Source organism: Acinetobacter ursingii DSM 16037 = CIP 107286 (assembly GCF_000368825.1).
GTDB classification, from domain to species: domain Bacteria; phylum Pseudomonadota; class Gammaproteobacteria; order Pseudomonadales; family Moraxellaceae; genus Acinetobacter; species Acinetobacter ursingii.
Window position 1 is genome coordinate 1061121 of the sequence record NZ_KB849717.1, and the last position, 19621, is coordinate 1080741.

The 19621-nt window shown below is 38.9% G+C and carries 21 protein-coding genes, 6 tRNA genes and 1 pseudogene; 11 read left to right on the plus strand and 17 right to left on the minus strand.

The features are described 5' to 3' along the window. The first annotated feature begins 35 nt into the window (after positions 1-35). Positions 36-821 carry a YdcF family protein gene (locus tag F944_RS12480; protein WP_004991192.1) on the plus strand — a complete coding sequence of 262 codons (786 nt, stop codon included), beginning with the start codon at positions 36-38 and terminating at the stop codon, positions 819-821. Position 822: 1 nt separating this feature from the next. On the opposite strand, the gene F944_RS12485 is transcribed toward F944_RS12480, so the two are convergent. From F944_RS12485 to F944_RS12525, 9 genes are all read right to left on the minus strand, one after another. Beyond that, positions 823-1281: a DUF2750 domain-containing protein gene (locus F944_RS12485; protein ID WP_004991193.1), complete on the minus strand. Its 459-nt coding sequence runs from the start codon at positions 1279-1281 to the stop codon at positions 823-825. A gap of 74 nt (positions 1282-1355) precedes the next feature. Beyond that, positions 1356-1431, minus strand: a tRNA-Val gene (locus F944_RS12490). A 111-nt stretch (positions 1432-1542) separates the two neighbouring features. Then, a tRNA-Asp gene (locus tag F944_RS12495) sits at positions 1543-1619 on the minus strand. A 38-nt stretch (positions 1620-1657) separates the two neighbouring features. Then, positions 1658-1733: transfer RNA gene (locus F944_RS12500), tRNA-Val, on the minus strand. 20 nt (positions 1734-1753) lie between these two features. Then, positions 1754-1830: transfer RNA gene (locus F944_RS12505), tRNA-Asp, on the minus strand. 45 nt (positions 1831-1875) lie between these two features. Beyond that, positions 1876-1952 (minus strand) — tRNA-Asp (locus tag F944_RS12510). Between the two features lie 23 nt (positions 1953-1975). Beyond that, positions 1976-2051 (minus strand) — tRNA-Val (locus F944_RS12515). Between the two features lie 187 nt (positions 2052-2238). Continuing rightward, the gene (gene elsL / locus F944_RS12520) at positions 2239-2790 is read right to left on the minus strand and encodes a cell wall-recycling L,D-carboxypeptidase ElsL (RefSeq protein ID WP_004991195.1); all 552 of its coding nucleotides are present in this window, start codon (positions 2788-2790) and stop codon (positions 2239-2241) included. 232 nt (positions 2791-3022) lie between these two features. Further along, complete coding sequence (locus F944_RS12525; protein WP_004991198.1) at positions 3023-3382, minus strand: YbaN family protein; 360 nt, start codon at positions 3380-3382, stop codon at positions 3023-3025. A 91-nt stretch (positions 3383-3473) separates the two neighbouring features. Here F944_RS12525 and F944_RS12530 point away from each other — a divergent pair, with 91 nt between their 5' ends. The 3 genes from F944_RS12530 to dapE all read left to right on the plus strand — a co-directional run bounded on the left by F944_RS12530 (position 3474) and on the right by dapE (position 5860). After that, the gene (locus F944_RS12530; protein ID WP_004991200.1) at positions 3474-4328 is read left to right on the plus strand and encodes a DUF1853 family protein; all 855 of its coding nucleotides are present in this window, start codon (positions 3474-3476) and stop codon (positions 4326-4328) included. A gap of 128 nt (positions 4329-4456) precedes the next feature. Further along, positions 4457-4600, plus strand: a complete 144-nt coding sequence (locus tag F944_RS12535) for an entericidin A/B family lipoprotein (protein WP_026039994.1) — start codon at positions 4457-4459, stop codon at positions 4598-4600. 126 nt (positions 4601-4726) lie between these two features. Continuing rightward, a complete protein-coding gene (gene dapE, locus F944_RS12540) occupies positions 4727-5860 on the plus strand; it encodes a succinyl-diaminopimelate desuccinylase (protein ID WP_004991205.1) in 1134 nt (377 codons plus the stop codon). Positions 5861-5966: 106 nt separating this feature from the next. Here the strand turns inward: dapE and omp38 are convergent, their stop codons facing one another. Beyond that, complete coding sequence (gene omp38, locus F944_RS12545) at positions 5967-7013, minus strand: outer membrane protein Omp38 (RefSeq protein ID WP_004991206.1); 1047 nt, start codon at positions 7011-7013, stop codon at positions 5967-5969. A gap of 383 nt (positions 7014-7396) precedes the next feature. Between omp38 and F944_RS12550 the strand changes: the two genes are divergently transcribed. The 4 genes from F944_RS12550 (at position 7397) to F944_RS12565 (ending at position 11606) form a co-directional block, all read left to right on the plus strand. Then, complete coding sequence (locus tag F944_RS12550; protein WP_004991208.1) at positions 7397-7909, plus strand: GspH/FimT family protein; 513 nt, start codon at positions 7397-7399, stop codon at positions 7907-7909. A 112-nt stretch (positions 7910-8021) separates the two neighbouring features. Then, positions 8022-9197 carry a thiolase family protein gene (locus tag F944_RS12555; protein WP_004991210.1) on the plus strand — a complete coding sequence of 392 codons (1176 nt, stop codon included), beginning with the start codon at positions 8022-8024 and terminating at the stop codon, positions 9195-9197. Between the two features lie 138 nt (positions 9198-9335). Beyond that, positions 9336-9782 carry a VOC family protein gene (locus F944_RS12560; RefSeq protein WP_004991211.1) on the plus strand — a complete coding sequence of 149 codons (447 nt, stop codon included), beginning with the start codon at positions 9336-9338 and terminating at the stop codon, positions 9780-9782. 537 nt (positions 9783-10319) lie between these two features. Further along, entirely contained in the window at positions 10320-11606 is a 1287-nt protein-coding gene (locus F944_RS12565; RefSeq protein WP_004991212.1) for an OmpP1/FadL family transporter, read from the plus strand. A gap of 46 nt (positions 11607-11652) precedes the next feature. Here F944_RS12565 and F944_RS12570 read toward each other — a convergent pair whose 3' ends face one another. Then, positions 11653-11970: a rhodanese-like domain-containing protein gene (locus F944_RS12570; protein WP_004991214.1), complete on the minus strand. Its 318-nt coding sequence runs from the start codon at positions 11968-11970 to the stop codon at positions 11653-11655. A gap of 91 nt (positions 11971-12061) precedes the next feature. Here F944_RS12570 and F944_RS12575 point away from each other — a divergent pair, with 91 nt between their 5' ends. Continuing rightward, entirely contained in the window at positions 12062-12550 is a 489-nt protein-coding gene (locus F944_RS12575; protein WP_004991216.1) for a YajQ family cyclic di-GMP-binding protein, read from the plus strand. A gap of 33 nt (positions 12551-12583) precedes the next feature. Next, a complete protein-coding gene (locus F944_RS12580; RefSeq protein WP_004991219.1) occupies positions 12584-13078 on the plus strand; it encodes a DUF4442 domain-containing protein in 495 nt (164 codons plus the stop codon). Positions 13079-13146: 68 nt separating this feature from the next. Here the strand turns inward: F944_RS12580 and F944_RS12585 are convergent, their stop codons facing one another. The 4 genes from F944_RS12585 to F944_RS12600 form a co-directional block, all read right to left on the minus strand. Beyond that, positions 13147-13626, minus strand: coding sequence for a GAF domain-containing protein (locus F944_RS12585; protein ID WP_004991222.1), 480 nt, complete (start codon positions 13624-13626; stop codon positions 13147-13149). 155 nt (positions 13627-13781) lie between these two features. Further along, positions 13782-14195 (minus strand): acyl-CoA thioesterase, encoded by a 414-nt coding sequence (locus tag F944_RS12590; protein ID WP_004991224.1) that lies wholly within the window; start codon positions 14193-14195, stop codon positions 13782-13784. Position 14196: 1 nt separating this feature from the next. Then, entirely contained in the window at positions 14197-14634 is a 438-nt protein-coding gene (gene trxC / locus F944_RS12595) for a thioredoxin TrxC (RefSeq protein ID WP_004991225.1), read from the minus strand. Between the two features lies 1 nt (position 14635). Next, on the minus strand, positions 14636-15532 hold the full coding sequence (locus F944_RS12600) for an alpha/beta hydrolase (protein WP_004991226.1): 897 nt from the start codon (positions 15530-15532) through the stop codon (positions 14636-14638). Between the two features lie 125 nt (positions 15533-15657). Between F944_RS12600 and F944_RS12605 the strand changes: the two genes are divergently transcribed. After that, the gene (locus tag F944_RS12605) at positions 15658-15993 is read left to right on the plus strand and encodes a protein tyrosine phosphatase family protein (RefSeq protein ID WP_004991228.1); all 336 of its coding nucleotides are present in this window, start codon (positions 15658-15660) and stop codon (positions 15991-15993) included. Positions 15994-16127: 134 nt separating this feature from the next. Here the strand turns inward: F944_RS12605 and F944_RS12610 are convergent, their stop codons facing one another. Continuing rightward, a complete protein-coding gene (locus F944_RS12610; RefSeq protein WP_004991230.1) occupies positions 16128-18113 on the minus strand; it encodes an Ig-like domain-containing protein in 1986 nt (661 codons plus the stop codon). 244 nt (positions 18114-18357) lie between these two features. After that, positions 18358-19565, minus strand: a pseudogene (locus F944_RS12615) (IS256-like element ISAba26 family transposase). Positions 19566-19621: the final 56 nt, after the last annotated feature.

The window sequence follows — 19621 nt, forward strand, 5'->3', positions numbered from 1 at the left end:
TATTGTATAACTTACCTTTGATAAGAACATTTGATATGTCTGCTCCTTTTTTAATGCGTCTCAGCTTATTCATTGTCGGTTTAATTTTATGTATAGATGCGATATTGCTTTTATCTTATCGAAAAATCCATTTGGGGGTGATATTACCTCTATTCATTGGACTCATTTTCTGCATATATGCGGTCTTCAACGTTCAAATCCAAACATGGCTAAATCGACATCTGAAATTTAAAAAACTTTGGCGATTTGGCTGGGGAATCTTCATTGTCTGGTTAATGACACTGTTTGCATTCTTTATTTTCTTGACGGTACAAATTCAACATAGCCCCTCTATTCCCGCGGTAAAATCCATTATTGTACTGGGTAGTGGTATCGAAAATGGACAACCTTCAGCAGCCTTAGCCAAACGATTAGACATCGCTGCTCCAATTGCCCAGAGCCAACCACACGCGCTGGTGATCCTAACTGGAGGATTAGATTTTGGAGAAACTCAAACCGAAGCAGCCATTATGGCAAAGTATTTACAGCAACATTATGCCCTGCCATCCCAGCAAATGGCGCTTGAAACTCAAAGTACCAGCACCGAACTCAATTTAAAAAATAGTCAGCTAATTTTAAAACAACACCAGATTCAGTTGAATGATCCTATCGCCATTGTGACCAGCGACTTTCATACCGTTCGCGCCAAAGCCATCGCTCAAAAACAGGGTTACTCAGATGTATATATGGTTGCTGCGCCAACTCCGCTACTCATTCGCTATAACGCATGGTTAAGAGAATATTTTGCTTATCTGAGCGGGTGGATACTCCATGAATACTAAACTAATTCAACCGAATGGAACGGGGTAAAGCTAATTGTAAATCAGCAAAGGCCTCTGGCTTTTGCATATAAAGCTGATAAAGACAGCGCCTAATATCCGCGAGCAGATTTTCAGGATTGACCAGTAAATTCTGCCCTTCTGGTGTCAAATTTAAAGAAAATAAAGTACGTTGCTCACGTAAATAGGGAATCAGTTTTTGCACTAAAGTTGAAAGCGAAATTTCTTGAATCTGGTAATTTTGCCAACTTCCTTTTTGTAATAACTGGGCTAAATTTTTACTTTGCCACATTGCAAATGCCTGCTGACCTGTTGGAGTAGAACATAATGCCCAACCCTCATCATATAAACCGATGACATGCTTCTGCATCAGCATTGTTTCAATGAATTGTTTATATAAATCTTTGGGACTTAATGAAGAATGAGACTGACCCAATGAATGACGTTGATAGGGATTTCGCATATTGTAATAATAATGAAGCAGAATAAAGCTAAAGCTTAGGAAAAACGTAGAAAAAAAGCAAGATAAAGGAGATATGGTGGGCGCTGACGGGATCGAACCGCCGACATTCTGCTTGTAAGGCAGACGCTCTACCAACTGAGCTAAGCGCCCTGAGCGAAGACAAACAAAGCGAAGCTTTGTCTGAGCCTAAGAGAAAAATCTATGATTTTTCTAAAAGCATCTTGTATCAGAGAGGTAAGTATTTACATACTTTATATAAAGTGGCGCAGCGGACGGGGCTCGAACCCGCGACCCCCGGCGTGACAGGCCGGTATTCTAACCAACTGAACTACCGCTGCACATAATACTTTTTAAAAAAAAGTATAAGTCACATATATGGTGGGCGCTGACGGGATCGAACCGCCGACATTCTGCTTGTAAGGCAGACGCTCTACCAACTGAGCTAAGCGCCCTCAAAAGTGTTTGTAAAAAGTGGCGCAGCGGACGGGGCTCGAACCCGCGACCCCCGGCGTGACAGGCCGGTATTCTAACCAACTGAACTACCGCTGCACTTTCACAAAGTCACTATTGTGGCAAACGATATTAAAACTTAAGTGGCGCAGCGGACGGGGCTCGAACCCGCGACCCCCGGCGTGACAGGCCGGTATTCTAACCAACTGAACTACCGCTGCACTGAAGTCTTAACGTAAAGGCTTGGTGGGCGCTGACGGGATCGAACCGCCGACATTCTGCTTGTAAGGCAGACGCTCTACCAACTGAGCTAAGCGCCCTTAACGTCTTTATCGTTTGTGAGGTGCATTATAGAGAATCTAAGCAGCGTGTCAAACGCTTTTGCTTTTCTTTTCTTAAAATCCAGTGTGAATGATTAAAAAATAAGTCATTCGATAGAAAAACCTGAAAATTCTGTGTCTTATTTAAACATCAACTTTCTTTTTTAACTTTAGAAATCATTCAATCTTAAATTGAAAATGTTTTTTCGGAGCTCAAATTTGCCTGTACAGGATTAAATGATTCAATTTTTGTTTCAGATAAATAAACCAATGCACCTTGTTGGACCAAATCGAATACCTCAACCACATCTTGATTACGCATCCGAATACAACCATGTGAAACAGGTATTCCCATTGGTTCAGTGTCAGGTGTTCCATGAATATAAATATAGCGTTGTTTACTATCGCAACCTTGCCCCTGATTGAAGCCTAGTTCAAGACCATCTAACCAAAGGATTCTAGATAAAATCCAGTCTCGTTGCGGATTCTGTACTGCCAATGATGGGGAATAAATTTCACCTGTCGGCTGCCGCGCGATAAAAACAGTATTGATAGGCAAATGTTCACCAAACTTTTCAGCAATTCGGTGCCAGCCACGAGGTGTTTTGCCCGAATTTTCCTGTTCGCCAATTCCATTTTTACCAGAGGAAATCAAATATAACTTATTATGTTGAGGTAAATATAAAAGCTGTTGTTCTAAATCAATCAAGATATCGGCTTGTTCTAGCGTATAAGACATGGTATTTCTCTGATTTAATATTAAAAATAAAAGAAAATTTCGCAAATTCCCATAGAGTAAAAAATTCAAAATAAGGCTTTAAGTTTTTTTAACAGTTTCACTCAAAGGTAGTTCTCTTCTTGCGGACCTAAAAAGCCTTAAAGCGATGCTTTAAGTTTTTTAACGGTTTCACTCGGGCATAGCCCTCACCTTGCGCACCTAAGAAATCCTTAAAGCGGTGCTTTAAGTTTTTTTAACGGTGCTCAGGACGGAGCCATAACCATACTGCGACAATCAACATTATGCTATCAGTAAAAACCTTTACCCAAAATGGTGCATTGGTAAACAACATTATGATGCCACTGATGAGCATCATAATGCTGGCAATCCATTTCGCTCTACGTGGAACCGTACCATGTTCACGCCAATTACGTAAGGTCGAGCCATATTTAGGATGGTTGAGTAACCATGCATCCATCTGCGGCCAGCCTTTTGAAGCAGCCCACGCTGCCAGGATTAAAAAGACCGTTGTTGGCATACCAGGCAAAATTGCACCAATAATCCCAAGTGTGATAAATATCAGCACAAGGCTTCGCCAAAACAACGTTTTCATACCGAATCCTAAAATTGCTTACGCGCGCCTAGTATAAAAGTTTTATCACGTATTTGCTTATTCCGAGTTTAAATTATTGCATCAGGTGATTATGCCCTCATCTCTTTTCAAATCTGAATATTTTGAACCATGGCTACAATTCAAACAACCAAGTGTACGTCAGTTGGCTTTTTGTTTGGCGAGTCCGAATATTATTAAAAGCATTCCAGATGAACTAAGTATTCATTATCATTTTGATCTACACACTGCGAATTTCTGGCAACAACAATTTAAAACGTATCAACCACGCTTAGATAAACTTGATCAATCCCCTGCCCCCCTACTAGATTTTTTAAATCAACTAAAAAGTACCCGTTTAGGTTTACGCTTTGAATACCTACTCTGGTTCTGGCTACGAGATGCTGATTATCATCCGTACCAGCTTTTAGGTCATAGCATTCAACAAATACAAGGGGCAAGAACTTTAGGCGAACTGGATTTTTTAGTTTTAAACCAGGATACGAACGACATTGAGCATTGGGAAGTTGCTTTAAAATATTACTTGGGTGAAGCAGATCTTTCCTTAGGGTGTTGGTTTGGACTCAACCGTGACGACACATTATCCAAGAAAATGAATCATTTTACTCAACGACAATTTCAATTTGTACAAGTTGAGGAGCATCTTATCCAAAAACGTTATGCTGTGCTCAAAGGACAGCTTTATTTGCCCGAAGCTTCGTTTGATAACACAGGATCTTTAGATTGGATTCAACCACAGAGACGATTAGGTCAATGGGGAAATCAAACCAAAAAAAGTTATTATCGATTAACACGTCATGAATGGTTATGTCCCAACCTTAATCAATCCTCAAATGAAGCTATTTGGTGGACCAATGGCCTATATTTTAACCCCAAGTCTGATATCCAAAACTATATGTATCGACAACACTTACTGACCTATAAATAGTTTATTTACAAGAACAATTCTCTTTTGAAACACTTTTTAACACATTTACTATCAAACACTCATGTTTATTTTTATGATTAGTTTTTAATCTCTTAAGTACATCAGAATTAAATCTAAAGTGGAGATAGATGATGAAAAAAATCTTAGCTGCATCAATCATGGTTGCGTTTGTTTTAACGGGTTGTAATACATTTAAAGGTATGGGACAAGACGTGTCTAAAGCAGGCGATGCCGTGACCAATACTGCTGAAAAAACACAAAACAAAATGTAAGCTTAATATCTTACAATTCGTTTTAAAAACCTTATCGTTTGATAAGGTTTTTTCATTTATGCATATTCATAGCTGGCAGTTTCGCCTATTATAACCACCAGTTTTTCATTGCCAATATTGTTTCCTATGACCTCATCAGCCACCTTAGATCTTAGTTTAGAGCTTTTACGTCAACCTTCTGTTACTCCAATGGATCATAATTGTCAAAATATTATGGCCGAGCGTCTGATTCAGGCAGGTTTTCAAATCGAGCATATGCGTTTTGAGGATGTCGATAATTTATGGGCGCGTCGAGGTACACAATCTCCCGTTTTTTGTTTTGCAGGGCATACTGACGTTGTACCAACGGGTAGCTTACAGGCTTGGGAAACAGACCCATTTCAACCCGAAATTAGAGATGGAAAACTATATGGTCGTGGCGCAGCAGATATGAAAACAGCCTTGGCAGCGATGGTTGTCGCCACTGAGCGTTTTGTAAAAAAACATCCAGACCATAAAGGCTCAATTGCGTATCTCATTACCTCAGATGAAGAAGGTCCATCAATAAATGGCACGGTTAAAGTCATTGAGACGCTTGAAGCGCGTCAAGAGAAAATCACATGGTGTCTGGTGGGTGAGCCATCAAGTACAGCACAATTAGGCGATATTATTAAAAATGGACGTCGCGGTTCACTCAACGGTGTTTTGACCGTTCAGGGCAAGCAAGGTCATGTGGCTTATCCACATCTGGCACGTAATCCAATTCATTTGGCTGCCGCTGCTATTGATGAACTATGTCAAACTATTTGGGATGAAGGTAATCAATATTTTCCAGCAACCACCTTTCAAATCTCCAACATTCATTCTGGAACAGGAGCAACTAATGTTGTTCCGGGAACACTAGAAGTAACCTTTAATTTTAGATACTCAACAGAAGTTACAGCCGAGATTTTAAAACAGCGTGTTATAGATTTACTTAATCGACATGGGCTTGAGTATCATATTGACTGGACTCTTTCAGGATTACCTTTTTTAACTCCTGTTGGCGAACTCGTCAATGCAGCCAAACATGCGATTCAAAAAGTTACAGGCACTAAAAGTCAATTATCGACAACTGGCGGCACTTCAGATGGACGCTTTATCGCCCCTACTGGCGCACAAGTTTTAGAATTGGGCGTACTAAATGCATCTATCCATCAAATTAATGAGCATGTGAATGTTGCCGATCTAGAACCTTTAGCTGAAATCTATGAGGAAATGCTAACGAAGCTTCTTACCTAAGCTAAAATTGATCTCATAAATGCACTTTTGAGTGCATTTTTTATATTTAGAATAGCAATAAAAAAGAGCAGCTCTAAAGCTGCTCTTTTGCAATCAAAAACTCAGATTATTGAGCTTGTTGACCAGGTTGAACTACGACAGTACGGCTACCAGTAATTGTAGCGAATACACGACGGTTCATCGCACGACCTTCTTTAGTGCTGTTGTCAGCAATCGGTTGATCCCACGCGAAACCTTGTGTAGATAAACGTGATGCATCGATGTTGTATTCGTTTACAAGAGCTGATTTAACAGAGTTAGCACGAGCCAATGATAAACGTTCGTTCAACTTACGTGGACCAGTGTTATCTGTGTGACCATCGATACGTGCAGTTGCATTAGGATATTCAACTAACTTCTCAGCAACTTTCGCGATTTCAGGTTTATATTGATCTTTGATGTTTGATTTATTAGTATCAAAGAACACACGAAGTTCCATGTTAAGATCTTCAGTCAACTCTTGTGGTTGAGGTTGAACTGGAGTTGGCTCAACTGGAGCAACTTCTACAACTGGAGCAGCTGGTTTCAAATGACCACCAAGAACTACGTTTAAGCCTGCAAGCGCAGTATAGTTCCAGAATTTTTCGTCAAAGTTATAAGTACCACGAGCTTCAGTACGAAGTGACAATGCATCGTTTAAACGCCAGAATGCACCAATACCAGCATTACCTAAAGTACCTTCTTCATCGTTATGATAAGACATATCGTCAAGTTTGTATTTATAGTGACCTGCACCTAATAATACATATGGCTTAATTTTGCTGTCATAATTTTTTGTGATCAAATCAGAAGTTACATAGAAGTTACCATTGATTTGTTCTTGTTTGTATTCAGAACCACTAACGCCAGTGCCATCCAAATCACCTTTTACTTGATTATATTCAGCTTCAAAACCTAACCAAGGAGTTAATTCAACACCTAATGCCGCACCGACGAATAAATCGTCTTGTAGTTCTGGACCATTGGTTAATTCACCATCAGAACCACCGTTATTGTGCTGTGAATCCTGCCAAGTATAACCTAACAATAACGGAGTAACGGTTACGCCAGCATTTGCAGCAGCGAATGGTGCAGCAACAAGCATAGTAGCAAGTGCAATACGACTCAATTTCATGGATATCCTCCAGAGATAAACAAATTGTTTGTTGTTCAAGCTCAGCCTAAAATTTTTATGGCCCTGAGATAACTTTTTATATACCCCAGTATTATTTTTAAGCTACTCACGTTGAATCATACAAACACTTAAACTGATTTCCAAGTGCTTGATAACTTTAATCAAGTAAATTATTGACAAAATTACTTACAATTTCCGTTGTAATTCGGTAACTATTTACTCAATTTATTGTTGTGAATAGCTTATCTTCACGCTTTCTTTATTTTAACAGTATTCAAACGCTTAAGTAATAAATATTTCAATTCGATCTTTTTTTCAATGTTTTGTACTTAATCTACTGTTAAAAAACAAAAAAAATTACATAAGACGGACGTATTCTTAACATGAAAAATAAAAATTGTGGATTCTCGTTAATTGAAATTAGCGTGGTAATCATTGTAATTGCTGTAATTGCCTCTTTTGCCATACCCTCTTATCATCAATATATGGCTGCACAAGAAGCAAAAAAAGTCCCCAAAACACTCACACTTTACATACAAAAAGCCAAACATGAGTCTTTGTTATTTAGACAAAACATTATTTTGTGTGCCAGCACTAGCTTTAAAGAGTGTAATAACGATTGGAATAATGGTTATATGGTTTTTATCGATAAGAATAAAAATCGAGACTATGACTTAGATGAACCTATATTAGCCTTTGAGAACATGCAATTGAGATACGGCACTCTGTCATGGCGGGGGTTTGGTAATAGAAGAATCATTTTTGAAGGAAACTCAGGACTTCCTTTATCTTCAAATGGTACTTTTCAGTATTGTTCTGATCAATATCATAATCATCGTAAATTAACATTGAGTCGAATGGGACATCCTCGAGATGAACCTTTAGCAAATTGTTAAGAAAACTGTTCAGTCTAGGTTCTGGTCTTTTAAGTCAATTTTCTAGGTCTGCTTTTTTAATATACTTCTTAGAAGAAAATGTAAGCTTTAAATCATTGAGGGAGAAATCATTGTGACTGATATCGTAATTGTAAATGGCGCTCGTACCGCAATGGGTGGATTTCAGGGAGATTTATCTCCTTCGACAGCACCAGAACTAGGCGCAGTCACCATCCGTGAAGCTGTTCAACGCGCAGGCCTACAGCCTACAGATATTCAAGAAGTCATCATGGGGTGTGTATTACCCGCAGGTTTGAAGCAAGGCCCTGCACGCCAAGCGATGCGTCAAGCAGGTTTACCTGACTCAACGGGTGCCGTAACGATCAATAAGTTATGTGGCTCTGGTATGAAAGCAGTAATGCAAGCTACTGATATGATTAAAGCAGGTAGTGCCGAAATCGTAGTGGCGGGCGGTATGGAATCCATGACCAATGCACCTTATATTTTACCTAAAGCTCGAGCAGGTTATCGTATGGGGCATGGTGAAATTAAAGATCATATGTTTTTTGATGGTCTTGAAGATGCAGAAACTGGTCGCTTAATGGGGTCTTTTGCTCAGGATATGGCCAATACACGTGGATACACGCGCGAACAAATGGATGAATTTGCTATTCGCTCACTCAAACGTGCCCAAACTGCCATTACTGAAGGTTATTTTAAAGATGAAATTGTGCCTGTGACGATTTCGTCACGTAAAGGTGACGTTAAGATTGATCAAGATGAACAGCCTTTAAAGGCCAAAATTGACAAAATTCCTTCCTTAAAACCCGCATTTGCCAAAGACGGAACCATTACTGCTGCCAATGCAAGTTCAATTTCTGATGGTGCTTCTGCACTTGTGCTTACTTATAGTGAAATTGCCAAACAGCGTGGTTTACAACCATTAGCTAAAATTGTAGCCACCGCATCAAACTCTCAACATCCATCAGAGTTTACCATTGCTCCTGTAGGCGCAATCGCCAAAGTTCTTAAAAAAGCAGGTTGGGATGCTCAGGATGTAGATCTCTGGGAAATCAATGAAGCTTTTGCAATGGTCACCATGTGCGCTATTGATGATTTCAAACTTGATCCTGAAAAGGTCAATATTCATGGAGGCGCGTGTGCTTTAGGACACCCTGTCGGCTCAACAGGTTCACGGATTATTTTGACGTTGATTCATGCACTAAAACGTACAGGCGGAAAAAAGGGTGTTGCCGCACTATGTATCGGTGGTGGTGAAGCAACAGCAGTTGCTATTGAGTTACTATAATCTATTGTTATTGTATGATGTCACCAATCCCGCTAAGGCGGGATTTTTATAAATATACAAAATAAGACTGTTTTTTATTCAGTTTTAAAATTATAGTCACTCAAGTCACAATAAATAAAAATAACAGGGTTAAATCTTATGCAGTTCAATCATTATCTTAATTTCAACGGTAAAGCCGAAGCAGCATTTACCTTCTACCAATCGATTTTCGGTGGAGAGTTTTCAGTATTGACTCGATATGATGACCTTCCACCTCAGGAAGGAATTGTATTGTCAGATTCACAGAAAAGTCTAATATTGCATGTTTCGCTGCCTATCAACGAATTTACAGTACTCATGGGCTCTGATGTCAATGAGCAATTTTGTAGTCCAGCAAATGCCATCTTAAATAAAGGCAATAATCACTACATTTCCATTAATCTCGAAAATAATGATAACGAAGCCCGCCGCCTATTCAATCTACTTTCCATAGGTGGAGTTATTGAAATGCCGTTACAAAAAACCTTTTGGGGCGTACTGTATGGCGCTTTTAGCGACCAATTTGGAATTAAATGGATGGTTAACTGCCAGCTTCTGGATGAATGAAATCATATGCGTCTCACCTGACCTAAAGCGCAAGTTATAAAAGTTCCTTTTAAAATAAAGATTAGAGCTTTGTTATGAATATATTTTAGATAAAAATAAAAAATCAACATAAATCTTAAAAAATACTTAATAAAACCATCAAAAACCAATTCTTCATTGATAAATCTGGATGAACAAATCCGATTTCGATCAAATCACTCATAATCATCAAAATAAATCTTTGACTGTAGCGTCTAGTTATTTGTTAATTAGAGACAATTAAACATTTAAGACAAATAAATTAATTTATTGAATTATATCATTATTATTTTTAAGCTCTTTTTTAAAACTCAATAAAATTCTGTATCAAATTATTGCTAAAACAGTTTTTTTACTGACTATGCAACATAGAGCATTTACTATTATTTTAATTGTGTTATTTTTGTTGCATGGAGTGAAGATTAATTCCCTGTATGGAACTTACTTCTCCAAAAATTAGAACTGTAATTGCTTGGAAATAAGCAATAAATTACTTTTGTTGTTCAAGGAAAGATTAGAATGAAATTAAAACATTTAACCACAGCCATTATCATGGCATCGCTGCCTGCAACAGGGGTTTTTGCAGCAGCTTTGGATCGTTCAGGTCAATCCATATCGGCATTTCTACAACCTGGTAACTATTTTGAAGCTGGTATCTCAATTCTAGATCCTGATGTTTCTGGCAAAACCAAAGACAATTATCCTAATGCAGCACTGCCATTACTCTCAAACACGAGTACTGGTGAAATGGCAGATGACTATCAATTTTATAATGCAGCATTAAAATTACAGCTTCATCCAAACTTTTCTTTTGGCTTACTTTATGATCAGCCATTTGGAGCTAAAGCCACTTATTCAACTACAACCGCAGCACTACCTACGGTACTGCCTGGAGCCGCGGCTGCTTTAGCTGGTCATGGAGCATTCCATAATGGTAGCGAAGGGACTGAAGTTGATGTAACTACTCAAAATTTGTCGTTTATTCTAGGTTTTCAACCTACTGTAAACTGGAATATTTATGGTGGTGCTGCCTATCAAACCGTTAAAGGTAGCGTCCAATTACGAGGTACAGCTTATGGTGGAAATGCAACATTTGGTGGTTACAATGCCAACATTAAAGAAACGGGTGATGTGGGCTGGCTAGCAGGTGTTGCATTCCAGCTGCCTGAGATTGCGTTAAAAACGTCTTTGACTTATCGTTCTGAAATCGAACACTCAGTCAATGCCAGAGAGACTTTCAATTCTGCGGGAAGCTTTGGTGCATTAAACTTCTTAACACCAAATAAAACCGACATTACCACACCTCAATCAGCAAACTTAGACTTCCAGACAGGAATCATGGCTGACACGGTTGCTTTTGCAAATGTGCGCTGGGTGAACTGGAAAGATTTTTCAATCCCTCCAGATAAATTTGGTAAAGCAAGCCTGATTGCTGGTCAAAGTCCGACAGTTAATAAACCAAATGGTTTTGATCTGGTCGCTTATACAGATGATCAATGGTCTGCAAATGTAGGGGTTGGCCGTAAACTAACAGAGCAATGGGCGGGCAATATTTCAGTAGGCTGGGACTCTGGCGCAGGTAATCCAGTGACAACACTTGGCCCAACAGAAGGTTATTGGAATGTTGGTCTAGGAGCGCAATTTAGTCCAGCGCCAAACTATTTTATTGCAGGTGGTGTAAAATATTTTTGGTTGGGTGATGCCAAAGCACAATCTGGAGCACAATTTGGTACTTCTGAGTATGTCGCTGATTTTACCGATAATCATGCCATCGCTTATGGTTTAAAAATTGGTTACCGCTTCTAAAACTTGATTTAAAATATAATAAAAAAAGCACCCGAGGGTGCTTTTTTTATGAATTGCCCTGCTCTAAAGGTAAACCTGCATCTTTGGCAGCGCGGGTTCCTCCCATCAGAATGACATATTCGCGTGCAGCATCAAAACCATCAAGTAATTCCGCCGCACGTGGTGCTTTACTACCGCCACCGCATAAAATATAAATCGGCTGATCCGCAGCCACCTGAGTCAGACTATCGGACTTTAAATCATTAATAGGTTGATTTATTGCGCCTTTAACATGCCCTTCAGCATATGATTTTGCGTCACGGACATCCCAGATAATGGCATTTTCTGGGAACTCAAATGTCGTAATTTCTTGTTTACGGATCATTGCGCACTCCTTTGATGTAAACAACACTTGGCAAATGAAGAAAACATCCCTAGCATCTCAGATATTCTTTCACTTTGCAAAGGTCTAAGCTATGCCTTCTTTCGATATTGTTTCTGAATTAGAGTTATTTGAAGTTAATCACGCGGTTCAAAATACTCAAAAAGAAATCGCAACACGTTTCGATTTCCGTGGACAAGATGTTTCTATTGAACTGAATGAAAAATCCAAAGAAATTAAAATCAGTACAGAAAGTGATTTTCAGTGCGAACAAGTCTATAACATGCTGGAAAATCATTTCTATAAACGTAAAATTGATGTTCAAGCACTTGATCCGCAAAAAGCCACAGCTTCTGGAAAAAATGTAGTACAAGTAATCAAACTCAAAGATGGACTTGACTCAGATACCGCAAAAAAAATTAATAAAGCCATTAAAGAAAGTGGTATCAAAGTGCAATCTTCTATACAGGGAGACAAAATTCGCGTGACCGATAAAAAACGTGACACTTTACAACAGGTCATGGCTTTTCTAAAGGAACAACAGTTTGGTCTTCCCTTGCAGTTTAATAACTTTAAAGATTAACTTCAGCTCTGTTCTTTTTACACAGGATGCACTATGTCACAGGCCAATCGTTTATCAAAACTGGTGAAAACCACGTCAAAATTTCCGAAAAGTATTCGTAGTACACTCTGGAGTAAAGCCTTTGGTCGGATTGTACCCATGGTCGGAACCGCCAATATTCGTTATCTAGAAGTTGATCAAGACCATGTCGTGGTGCGTCTGGAAAATCAGCGCAATATGCAAAACCACATTAAAGGTGTACATGCTGCTGCGATGGCATTACTCGCTGAAACTGCGACAGGCTTTTTAACAGGGCTGCATGTCCCGGATAATCGAATTTTGCTCATTAAATCACTGCATGTCGATTATTTAAAAGTGGTACAAGGTGGATTAACGGCAACAGCAACTTTATCGCCTGAACAGCAAAAATTTATTGCGGATAATGAAAAAGGTGAATTATTGATTCCTGTGACGGTCATTGACGACGGTTCAAATGAACCGATTCATTGTGAAATGTTATGGGCATGGTTACCTAAACGTCCAAAATAATTTATATGTAATAACTAAAGCCCAAATCTATATTTGGGCTTTAGTTTTTTGATCTTTATTTTTGATCACTAAATAAAATGCTCTACGATTGCAACGATTTGTTTTAAATATTCAGCATCTACTTCATCAAAGCTATCCAATGCATCGCTATCAATATCCAATACTGCAACACATTTATTCTGCTTCATCACAGGTAAAACAATTTCAGATTTTGAATCAGAGTTACAAGCGATATGCCCTGGAAATTGCTCCACATCTGGCACGATCATAACCTTCTGTTGCTGCCATGCTGTCCCGCAAACGCCCCGCCCTTTGCCGATCCGTGTACAGGCGATTGGCCCCTGAAATGGCCCCAAGACTAATTCATTATCCTTAACCAGATAAAATCCAATCCAAAACCAGTTAAATTGTTGCTTTAATGCCGCACAAATATTGGCAAGATTAGCGATCACATCACTTTCATCTGCAACAATGGCCTGAATTTGTGGAATCAGGCTTTGGTATTGTTCAGCTTTATTGCCCTGTTGTAGCGATAATTCTTCTGCCATATGATTGATCCAAATCAAAGTATTGTATCGGATGAAACCTTCCGAGCTTTATCTATTTATGTGAAAAGTACATAGTTGAATATTTCTAAGTGTAAATAAAACTCATAAAAAAGCTCAGCATCATACTGAACTTTTTGGAAACTTTAGTTTGTAAATTAAACTGCTAAAAATTTCTGCTTAACTTCTTCAGGAATCTGTCGTTTATTACCTTTTACATCCACCGCCACAAAGGTAAAAATTCCCTCCGTCACTTGTTTAGGTTGACGAGATTCATCGTGACTATCCCAAACTTCAATCTGGATCTGAATTGAAGTATTTCCCACTTTTAGAAGTTTGGTGTAACAACTAATCACATCACCAACTTTAACAGGAACAAGGAAAGTCATCTGATTAATTGAAATGGTTGCACAACGTCCTTTACTAAAACGTTCTGCATGAATTGCGCCTGCCAAATCCATTTGTGAGACAATCCAACCGCCAAAAACATCACCACTCCAGTTGGTATCGGCAGGCATTGCAATGGTTTGAAGGGATAAAGTTCCTTCAGGCTTTTTGAGAGACTCTGACACATTAACTCCGAACTTGGGCTTGTAATTGCTGATCCAGCCACTGCTGTAACTCACTGGATCGAAGCGCGCCGCTTATTCTACCAATTTCGTCGGTTTTATTCATCAAAACCAGTGTCGGAATACTACGGACATGAAAAGCCTGACTTAAACGCGGTGAAGCTTCAGTATCAATTTTGGCGAAAATAACATGTGGATTCTGCGCTGCAACCTGAGCAAAATGAGGTGCCATCATCTTGCATGGCCCACACCAATCTGCCCATAAATCGATCAGAATGGGTAAATCACTATTGCTTACATAATGACTGAAGTTTTGCTCATTCAGCTCAATCGGTGCAAGTGGAATCAGTGCGGTATGGCATTGGCCACATTTAGGATCTGCATTTAATTTTTCTTCGGCGACCCGATTTTTAGCACCGCAGCTTGGACAAACAATAATCATATTACGCCACTCCAGTATGTTGATGTAAAAATTCTAATTGGGTTGCCAGTGCTTTTTCAAACCATTTGCCATGATAAATATCAAAATGATACATATCCCATTCATGATAAGTCACAAATGGTGCAATATTGGTCGCAGCTTCACGACTCGAATCTATAGGAACCAGACTATCCAGTTTCGCGACAATGAATAAGACTGGAATACTAATATCGCGTACAGATTGAATCGGCCGATAACGAATCAGTTGAAATAATGCGCGGGCAGGAACTTCACCACTCCAATAGTAATCAGGATTTACAATCGATAAGTAGCCCTGATAGCTATCACTGGTTGGAAAAAAGGAAAGCTGTTGTTGTGCCACGACGGGCAAGGTTCGTGGGTTTAATCCAACCTTTGCCCCCATATAATCCTGACTAGATAATTTAAGAGCTTTGGGTAATTGCTGGATCGGATAAATTTTGGCAGTTTCGGCACCATCCACAAAAGGCACCTGTACCATAATGGAAGAAATATTTTTTAATTCACTGGCTAGATTGAGGACATAACCACCACTGAGCCCAGTTCCCCAAAGTACAATACGTCGCTGATCTACCCACTTACAACTACTTATATATTGAATAACTGTTTTCCAGTCTTCGATCTGATCTTTGAGTGAAATAAGTTCTCTGGGCTTTCCTGTGCTTCCGCCCCAATAGCGATAATCAAATAGCACCACCGCATAGCCCGCCTGAGCAAATTTTTGTGCGTACTGAATCAATTTAAACTGGCGTAATGCGGCAAATTCATGTGCCATGATGATCACAGCAGGTTTCCGATCTGCTTTGGGACGATAGAAGTCAGCAGCTATGGTCTCTTGACCAATGGGTACATACAGCGGCTCAACTGTATAAGCAGGCATACGCGCTCCAATGCGTTATATTTTGGTTATCGGTCGTTATATATTTTAAAAGCACTGTTTAAAGTGACAGGGTGCTTAGTGCTATGATACAGCATAAACGTTTTTTTAAATTTTGGAGTGACGAAATGACGGATAATGTTGGTTTTGCAGGTCAAATTGGCCCAGAACATGTCGAGCAAGTGGTCGAAAAAGGCTTTAAATCCATCATTAATAACCGACCTGATATGGAAGGTGGTCCAGAACAACCGACCAGTGCTCAAATCGAAGAAGCTGCGCGTAATGTAGGACTTGACTATGTGTATCAGCCTGTCATTGCGGGTCAAATTACAGAGTTGGATGTGCGCAATTTTGCCAATCATTATCATGAATTACCAAAACCGATTTTAATGTTCTGTCGTACAGGTAATCGTTCGAATAATTTATATCAGTTGGCTAAACAAATGGACTTACTGGATGACTAAAGTTTTGTGTCTTAGCCTAATATTCTGCTGTATAACATTCACTGCTTGCAGTACTGTAAATGTACGCCCCACAGCCAGTGTGATGGTAGGAACTGGGATATAAAAAACAGCGCCGAAGCGCTGTTTTATGAAATTTATGGGCAAGACCCTGTGTTAATCCCATACGGACTCTTCAAATTAGGCCCATAACTACCATCAGTACTATAATCGGAATTCACTGAAGGTAGCCCTAAATTATAAGTAGTCCGATTTGGCAAAGATGCAACCGTAGTTGATGCTCCAATTTGTACATTTAACCATCGTGCATAGATCTTTGGATATCGAATTACAAAGTCAAATTTACCTTGGGCATCTGTTGTATAAGTAGCAGTAGCCCCGTTACCTCCAACAAATGTTGGAACTTGTACGGGTATACTATTGACCTCATTATTAGTAATCGCATTTAAAGATCCTATTGCACAATCTCTGACTGATGTTGTACTTAAATTAATAACAAAGTCGTCAGAAGTATCATCTGGTGTACTGTTATTATTCAAAGCAACGCCATTTTTGACATATACATTTGCGCTACTTAAATCATAATAATTCTGTCCCGCTGTTATCCATTGAGGCTTACCATCTGTTGTACCTTGTAGAAGTGCATTTCTCCAGACATATTGCCCTTTAGAATAAAAGGTTGGAGTTATATCCATCGTAACAGATTGATTATTCAATGGTTTTCCATCCTTATCAACCACACTTACTGACATATTCCGAGTGTAGTATATACCATCGCTTGAAGTCCCAACTTCAGTTGGATTTACACCAATTACAATCGATGCCACAGGGTTTTGAACAACCGCTTGTACAATATCTATAAGAGAAACTTGTGTTGCATTGGTATAGCCTGTTTCTTTAAAACTCGCACTTAAACGTAAATCATCTGTTGCAAAATTAGTTGCACTGTAGCCTGTATTACGAGCACTTTCATCAACTTTTATTTTAAAGACAGCTTGTCCATTCGCATCTGTAGTAAGCCCAGATGGACCCACTATAATTGCACCATTAACTACAAAGTTATCAATTCCGAGCATTACATATTGATTCGCAACACCACCACCATTTTGATCAACCAAAGTTACAGTAACATCTGAAGTATCATTACGAACATTAAGTGTCGGTTTCGCTGATGAGATACGCAATGAATATCGTGCAGGTAAATCAACGGCAGGTTGTGTTGGCTGTTTAAATGCATCTAAACGAGCAATCTGTTTTGCAATTGCACCATTAGCATCCTGATTACTCGCAGTTAATTCTATACCACTAGCAATAAGTAAATCTCCATCAACAGTTTGCCCATCAACTGCAACTGAAAAAAAAGCATTCCCTTGAGAATCTGTTTTTAATGTTTGCGGTGTACCACTTGTATTTGATGGAGCGCTACTTCCAGGATTACCAATAATAATTCCTGCTGAATTATTAACTGCTAATGTAATATCTTGGTTCTGTACTGGAAGATTATTTTTATCTAATAACGTGACCGTAATAATTGATCTATCACCACTAACGTTCAGGTTACTTTTTGAACTTGAAATTACTAAATGATTCTGATTAAGAACTTCAGCAACTTCAAAATTAATCGTGGTCTCTAATTTTTCCCCTTTAGGATTCGTTATAGCTCCTTTAACCTGAATACCAGAAGACAATAATGCAGATTTTGCTGAATCAGAAATATCTTTAGGAATGATAATTGAAATAGGAACCTCGCCATTTGCAGAAGTTACCACTGAATCGGCACTGAGTTTCACTCCCGCAACAATTGCTTCAGTATTTAAAGATAAATTCACTGGATAACCTGTGTTTGCACCTAATTCGTCTTTAACTGCAACATTGATTTGATAAGTTTTACCTAATTCCAATTCATTTTTGTCAGCAGTTAAACGTAAATTTACTGAATCTTTAGGAATTGTAACTTGAATAATTCCAGTCTGTTGAACACGATCACCATTATTTTGGTTTGTTCCAACAACTGCAAATCCAATTCCATTTTTAATTAGGTTAGCATCATATTGACCTTCAGCAACTTTTACCGTGAAAACAGCCTCACCTTTACTATTGGTCGTGAGTGTCGTATCAGACAAAGAAACACGAGAACCAGCTAAATTTGATAGTGCAATTGCTAGTGCTGTATTTGCAATGGTTTTGCCACTAGCATCTGTAGCAACTACCTTAACTTGAACTTCGCCACCTAATACAGAAACTGTTGGTTCATAAGTAAAGCTAAGGTTAACCAGATCAGGAATAATGATTGGAGGAGTGATTAATTGAACAGAACGTGTCGCAGAAATTGTGAGCCTGTAAATTATTTTGTGTAAGTTCTATTTTTTATAAATGATCTTTTAATCGATCATCGAACTGAATCGTAAACCAATTCATTGCTAAACGCCAATTTTGAATTGGCATTGTCCATTTCTTAGCAGCATTGGTTGTTGCTAAGTAAATGACTTTTTTGACTGAATCATCTGACGAGAAGATCTTTCGCTTCTTGGTTGAATGGCGAATTACGCTATTCAACGATTCAATCGCATTGGTTGTATAAATCGCATGACGTATTTCAGCTGGATAGCTAAATATTGTACGGATATTTTCCCAATTGGCTCTCCAGGATTCTCCAATTTTCGGATATTGATGATTCCATTGATCACAGAAGATATCTAGAGATTTTAAGGCATTTTCTTCTGTACTTGCTTGATAGATCGCTTTTAGACCAGCTGTAACAGCCTTGTAGTCTTTCCAGCTTACAAATCTCAGGCTATTGCGTACAACATGCACGATACACAGCTGAATGTCCGTATGAGGATAAACAGAGGCAATGGCATCAGGAAAGCCTTTTAACCCATCTACACAGGCAACAAGATGTCCTGTACCCCTCGATTTTTGAGTTCTGTCATGACGGATAGCCAGAATTTGGCACCCTCTGTCTGAGCAATCCACATACCGAGTAATTCTTTTTGCCCATCCATATTGATGCCCAAAGCAAGGTATACAGACTTGTTAATCACATTGGAGTGTTGACGGACTTTTACAACAATACAGTCGAGATAGACGACTGGATACAGACTATCTAATGCTCTATTTTGCCACTCAGTCACTTGCTCAATCACAGCATCGGTCACTTTGCTTATAAGTGATGCTGAGACATCTGCATCGTACATTTCTTTGAAAAATGCGACAATTTCTCTATTGGTCATTCCTTTGGCATACAGGGAAAGAATTTGGTCATCCATACTGGTAATGCGTGTTTGATGTTTTTTGATAATTTGTGGCTCAAATGAACCTTCCCGATCACGTGGAATATCTAAAGCCAATTGCCCATCTTGAGTTGAAACAGTTTTTGAGCTAAAACCATTTCGGCTATTTGAGCCTTTTTTCGGCTGATGCTTTTCATAACCAAGATGATCTGAAAGCTCTGTATTGAGTGCAGTTTCGATCATGAACTTTTTAAATATGGCGGTCATTTGGTTTAAGTCTTCTGGTGTTTTTAGACCCTTAGCCAATTCAGCAGCCATACTTTTGATTGTTGCTTCATCCATGTGAAGTACCTTTTGTAATTATCCTCTGAAGGATAAATGAAAATTAAGTACTTACA

Bases quoted from the DNA above. Each gene is read 5' to 3' on its own strand.
- F944_RS12480 (WP_004991192.1), top strand. From the start codon at position 36: ATGTCTGCTCCTTTTTTAATGCGTCTCAGCTTATTCATTGTCGGTTTA.
- F944_RS12485 (WP_004991193.1), bottom strand. From the start codon at position 1,281: ATGCGAAATCCCTATCAACGTCATTCATTGGGTCAGTCTCATTCTTCA.
- elsL (WP_004991195.1), bottom strand. From the start codon at position 2,790: ATGTCTTATACGCTAGAACAAGCCGATATCTTGATTGATTTAGAACAA.
- F944_RS12525 (WP_004991198.1), bottom strand. From the start codon at position 3,382: ATGAAAACGTTGTTTTGGCGAAGCCTTGTGCTGATATTTATCACACTT.
- F944_RS12530 (WP_004991200.1), top strand. From the start codon at position 3,474: ATGCCCTCATCTCTTTTCAAATCTGAATATTTTGAACCATGGCTACAA.
- F944_RS12535 (WP_026039994.1), top strand. From the start codon at position 4,457: ATGATGAAAAAAATCTTAGCTGCATCAATCATGGTTGCGTTTGTTTTA.
- dapE (WP_004991205.1), top strand. From the start codon at position 4,727: ATGACCTCATCAGCCACCTTAGATCTTAGTTTAGAGCTTTTACGTCAA.
- omp38 (WP_004991206.1), bottom strand. From the start codon at position 7,013: ATGAAATTGAGTCGTATTGCACTTGCTACTATGCTTGTTGCTGCACCA.
- F944_RS12550 (WP_004991208.1), top strand. From the start codon at position 7,397: ATGAAAAATAAAAATTGTGGATTCTCGTTAATTGAAATTAGCGTGGTA.
- F944_RS12560 (WP_004991211.1), top strand. From the start codon at position 9,336: ATGCAGTTCAATCATTATCTTAATTTCAACGGTAAAGCCGAAGCAGCA.
- F944_RS12565 (WP_004991212.1), top strand. From the start codon at position 10,320: ATGAAATTAAAACATTTAACCACAGCCATTATCATGGCATCGCTGCCT.
- F944_RS12570 (WP_004991214.1), bottom strand. From the start codon at position 11,970: ATGATCCGTAAACAAGAAATTACGACATTTGAGTTCCCAGAAAATGCC.
- F944_RS12575 (WP_004991216.1), top strand. From the start codon at position 12,062: ATGCCTTCTTTCGATATTGTTTCTGAATTAGAGTTATTTGAAGTTAAT.
- F944_RS12580 (WP_004991219.1), top strand. From the start codon at position 12,584: ATGTCACAGGCCAATCGTTTATCAAAACTGGTGAAAACCACGTCAAAA.
- F944_RS12585 (WP_004991222.1), bottom strand. From the start codon at position 13,626: ATGGCAGAAGAATTATCGCTACAACAGGGCAATAAAGCTGAACAATAC.
- trxC (WP_004991225.1), bottom strand. From the start codon at position 14,634: ATGATTATTGTTTGTCCAAGCTGCGGTGCTAAAAATCGGGTCGCCGAA.
- F944_RS12600 (WP_004991226.1), bottom strand. From the start codon at position 15,532: ATGCCTGCTTATACAGTTGAGCCGCTGTATGTACCCATTGGTCAAGAG.
- F944_RS12605 (WP_004991228.1), top strand. From the start codon at position 15,658: ATGACGGATAATGTTGGTTTTGCAGGTCAAATTGGCCCAGAACATGTC.